The sequence below is a fragment of the Bradyrhizobium sp. YR681 genome, from assembly GCF_000282615.1.
Taxonomy (GTDB): domain Bacteria; phylum Pseudomonadota; class Alphaproteobacteria; order Rhizobiales; family Xanthobacteraceae; genus Bradyrhizobium.
Window position 1 is genome coordinate 1 of record NZ_AKIY01000095.1, and the last position, 4,546, is coordinate 4,546.

Consider the following 4,546-nt stretch of genomic DNA (forward strand, 5'->3'; position numbering starts at 1 on the left):
CGGGAGGGCTCGAGCCACTGCCCCAACCGGTTCCTCAATGTCGCATCGTGCATCGATTTCTGCTATTTCGCTGGCGGACCGGTCCGTCCGGTCCGAAAAACAGGGCGCTTGCGCCCCAGACTGGCCGCATTATACGGCTCATAAGGGCATATCGCGTATCCGGTCGGCCGCCAATCGCCAAAACCAATCACGAAACTGCTTGAACAAGACCGTTTGACCAAGCCCCTTGTTGACCAAGCCCTTGTTGACCATGTCCGCCTGATGTTGCTCCAGATCGCATTGCGCAAGAAGGCCTCCGCTCTCACCGCCCTGGTCACGGCCGCGGCAATCACGCTGTTGCCGGCGCCGGCGGCGCATGCGCAAGCCAAGGGGCCGCCGGTCCTGCGCGATACCGAGACCGAGCAGCTGCTGCGCGAATACACCCGCCCGATCCTGCGCGTCGCCGGTCTGGAAAAGCAGAACATCCAGATGGTGATCGTCAACGAGGCCTCCTTCAACGCCTTCGTCGCGGACGGTCGCCGCATCTTCGTCAATTACGGCGCGATCCTCCAGTCGGAAACGCCGAACCAGATCATCGGCGTGCTCGCGCACGAGACCGGGCATCTGGCCGGCGGCCATCTGTCCAAGCTGCGCGAGCAGCTCGCCAACGCCCAGACCCAGATGATCATCGCGATGCTGCTCGGCGCCGGTGCGATCGCCGTCGGCAGCACCCGCAGCAGCAGCGCCGGCAACAACGGGCTGGCAAATGCCGGCGCGGCCGCGATCGCGGGCCCCCAGGAGATGATCCGCCGCTCGCTGCTGTCCTATCAGCGCCAGCAGGAGGAGAACGCCGACCGCGCCGGCGTGAAATTCCTGACCGCGACCCAGCAATCGCCGAAGGGCATGTACGAGACCTTCAAGCGCTTCACCAGCGAGAGCCTGTTCGCGGCACGCGGCGCCGATCCCTACCTGCAGTCGCACCCGATGCCGGCCGAGCGCGTCTCCGCGCTCCAGGAGTTCGCCAGCGCCAGTCCCTATTGGGACAAGAAGGACGATCCCGCGCTCCAGCTGCGGCACGACATGGTGCGCGCCAAGATCTCGGCTTTCATGGAACGGCCGGAGACGGTCTACCGGCGCTATCCCTTGTCGAACGACAGCATGCCGGCCCGCTATGCCCGGGCCATCAGCACCTATCTGCACGGGGATCTGCGCAGCGCACTGGCCCAGATCGACGCGCTGATCCAGGTCCAGCCCAACAACCCGTACTTCTACGAGGTGCGCGGCCAGGCCCTTTTGGAAAGCGGCAAGCCCGCCGAGGCCATCGCGCCCCTGCGCAAGGCTGTCGCACTCTCGAACAGCGCTCCCCTCATCGAGATGTTACTTGGGCAGGCTCTGGTTGGGTCCGATAATAAGGCCTACACCGACGACGCAGTTCGGATTCTCCGCGCTGCGGTGGCCCGGGAGCCGGAGGCGGCGCTCGGCTACATGCAGCTGGCGATGGCCTATGGCCGGAAGGGAGAATATGCCGAGGCGGATCTCGCATCGGCGCAGGCCGCTTATCTGCGCGGCGACAACAAGACCGCCCGCGAGCTTGCGACGCGCGCGAAAACCCGTTTCGCCGTCGGCACGCCCGGATGGGTCAAGGCCGACGACATCGTGGCGTCGAAGCCGCAACGGAACTGACGAAAAACTGGAACGACGCCTGACACACGACGTCACGACACCGGGCATTGGGTCCGCCGGGACGTTTTCAGAAACCTGCTTTGGATAAGAGGATTTGCCTATGCCTTCGCTGCGCCTGCTTGCTCCCGCGCTGTTCGCGCTCGCCATGTTCGGCGCAGCCGTTCCCGCGTCGGCCGACAGCTTCTCCGATGCCCAGCGTACCGACATCGAGGCGATCATCAAGAACTACCTGATCACCCATCCCGAGGTGCTCGAGGACGCCATGGCCGAGCTCACCAAGCGCCAGGCCGCGGCCGAAACGCAGAAGCACGAGGCCAGCATCGCGCAGAACTCGGATGCGATCTTCAACTCGCCGCGCCAGGTCGTGCTCGGCAACAAGGACGGCGACGTTACCTTCGTCGAGTTCTTCGATTACAATTGCGGCTACTGCAAGCGCGCCATGGACGACATGCTCGGCCTGATGAAGGCCGACCCGAAGCTGAAGGTCGTGCTGAAGGAGTTTCCGGTGCTGAGCCAGGGCTCGGTGGAAGCCGCCCAGGTCGCGGTCGCCGTGCGCATGCAGGATCCCACCGGCAAGAAATATCTCGACTTCCACCAGAAGCTGCTCGGCGGCCGCGGCGCCGCCGATAAGGCGCGCGCGATGCAGGCGGCCAAGGAGGCCGGCCTCGACACCGCGAAGATCGAGAAGGACCTCACCAGCCCCGAGGTGCGCGCCACCATCGAGGAGAACTTCAAGCTCGCCGAAGCGATGGGCATGAACGGCACGCCGAGCTACGTCATCGGCAAGCAGATCGTGATCGGCGCCGTCGGCCTCGAAGGCCTTAAGGAAAAGATCGGCCTCGCCCGCTGCGGCAAAGCGACCTGCTAATCGCGCGTTTCAGAATTTACTCATGCAAGGAGGCCGGCTGAAAAGCCGGCCTTTTTCTTTTGCGCCGCCGCCGCTGCAAACGTGTCGCAAAGCCGGCGCGCGCATTCATCTGGCGTTCAACAAACAAATGCCGCGGAACCCCAGATGTTCCGGAACTCCTGATACCTCCTGTCGTTGTTCGCGCGGGCAATGACGCAAATAAACACGTGAGGAGAATTCGATGACTAACCGCTTTATGATCTCGGTTGCCGCGCTTGCGCTGTTTGCCGGCACCGGTCTGGCGAACGCACAAGGCACCATGAAGAACGAGAGTGGCGCCGGCGCGCAGCCGATGCAGCACTCGCAGCCCGCCGGCGGCGCGGCTGAACGTGGCGCGATGGGCAAGGAAGCCGCTCCCGAGAAGGGCACGGTGGGTCAGGCTGGCGGCGCCATGAAGCCCGGCGGAGCGGCCGAAGAGAAGTCGTCCGGCGCGATGGAGAAATCCGGCGCGGCGGAGAAGTCCGGCAGCATGGAAAAGTCCGGCGCGATGAACAAGAACGCGGCTGACGACAAGGCCGGCGCGGCGAAGGGTGAGCACGCCCAGGGCGCGCAGGACAAGTCCACGCAGGAGAAGTCGAAGAGCACGATGGACAAGTCCCAGATGGACCGGTCCAAGAGCACCGAGACTGACACCAAGAGCGGCAACATGAACGCCCAGACCAAGGGCGCGGACAGCAAGGCGAGCGACAACAAGTCGACCGACAGCAAGTCTCAGACCACGACCGGCACCGCCTCTGCGACCGCGACCGCCGCGCCGCCCGCCGAGAAGCGGACCGAGATTTCGACGGCGATCAAGTCGACCAAGATCGAAGAGACCACCAACGTCAACTTCAACATCTCGGTCGGCACCGCGATCCCGGCGTCGGTGCGCTTCCATCCGCTGCCGCCCCGGATCGTCGAAATCTACCCGGAGTGGCGTGGCTATGAGGTGATCTTCGTCCACGGCCAGTACGTGATCGTCCGTCCGCAGACGCGCGAGATCGTCTACATCATCGAAGGCTAAGCCGCCTCGCTGAGTGCCAAATGAGCCCCTGCCGAGACATCGGCGGGGGCTTTTGGCCGATGGGGCGCCTGCCCCGCCGGTCCGGCCCGGCAGCCACGATCAGAACTGGTTAACAAGCAATTTCCGTAGCTTCCGCACAGGTTTTTGCACCGGGGATGAGGTACCTGAAGGCCCCTGGGAGGTCCTTCAAGGCTTCCCCTCACGCGCTTTGTTACCTATAACCCCGCCACGCTGAAGCACCTGCCGGGATAGGAATGGCCGAACTCGCAACCGACACGATCCTCGTTCTCAACGGGCCGAACCTCAACATGTTGGGGACGCGCGAGCCCGAGAAATATGGTCATGCGACGCTGGCCGACGTCGAGGCGCTGTGCCGTGAGGCCGCGGCGACCTTCGGTCTCAAGGCCGACTGCCGCCAGTCCAACCGCGAGGGCGAGCTGATCGACTTCATCCACGAGGCGCATGCGCGCAAGATGAAGGGCATCATCATCAATGCCGGCGGTTATTCGCACACATCGATCGCGCTGCACGACGCGCTGCTCGCGGTCCAGATCCCGACCGTCGAAGTGCACGTGACCAACATCCACGCCCGCGAGAGTTTCCGGCACCATTCCTACACCGCACGCGCATCCTTCGCATCGCTCTGCGGTTTCGGCATCGAGGGCTACCGCCTCGCCATCCAGGGCCTTGCCGCCAAGCTCGGCATCAAGTCCAAGGCCTGACGCTCACCCTTCACACAGAACATTCGGATAAAGAACATGGCGCGCCAGCCAGACGACAAAGCAGCCGCAAAGTTTTCCAGCGAGGATTCCGCGCTCGTCCGCGAGCTCGCGCTTCTGCTCGACGAGACCAGCCTCACCGAGATCGAGATCGAACGCGCCGGCCTGCGCCTGCGCGTCGCCCGCAACATCAGCGTTGCCGCGACGATGCCGATGGCAGCCGCTCCCGCCGCCCTGCCCGTGGCAGCGGCCGCC

4 protein-coding genes and 1 pseudogene are annotated in these 4,546 nt (G+C 64.4%); all 5 read left to right on the top strand.

What is annotated here, in order from left to right; translation table 11 throughout:
- Nucleotides 1-261 precede the first annotated feature (261 nt).
- Nucleotides 262-1,662: a M48 family metalloprotease gene (locus PMI42_RS10395; RefSeq protein ID WP_008133359.1), complete on the top strand. Its 1,401-nt coding sequence runs from the start codon at nt 262-264 to the stop codon at nt 1,660-1,662.
- Between the two features lie 100 nt (nt 1,663-1,762).
- Nucleotides 1,763-2,530 (top strand): DsbA family protein, encoded by a 768-nt coding sequence (locus PMI42_RS10400; protein WP_008133361.1) that lies wholly within the window; start codon nt 1,763-1,765, stop codon nt 2,528-2,530.
- Nucleotides 2,531-2,750: 220 nt separating this feature from the next.
- The gene (locus PMI42_RS10405) at nt 2,751-3,572 is read left to right on the top strand and encodes a DUF1236 domain-containing protein (RefSeq protein ID WP_008133362.1); all 822 of its coding nucleotides are present in this window, start codon (nt 2,751-2,753) and stop codon (nt 3,570-3,572) included.
- A gap of 254 nt (nt 3,573-3,826) precedes the next feature.
- Entirely contained in the window at nt 3,827-4,294 is a 468-nt protein-coding gene (gene aroQ / locus PMI42_RS10410) for a type II 3-dehydroquinate dehydratase (RefSeq protein ID WP_008133363.1), read from the top strand.
- Nucleotides 4,295-4,330: 36 nt separating this feature from the next.
- A pseudogene (locus PMI42_RS10415) lies at nt 4,331-4,546 on the top strand (acetyl-CoA carboxylase biotin carboxyl carrier protein); the annotation flags it as partial.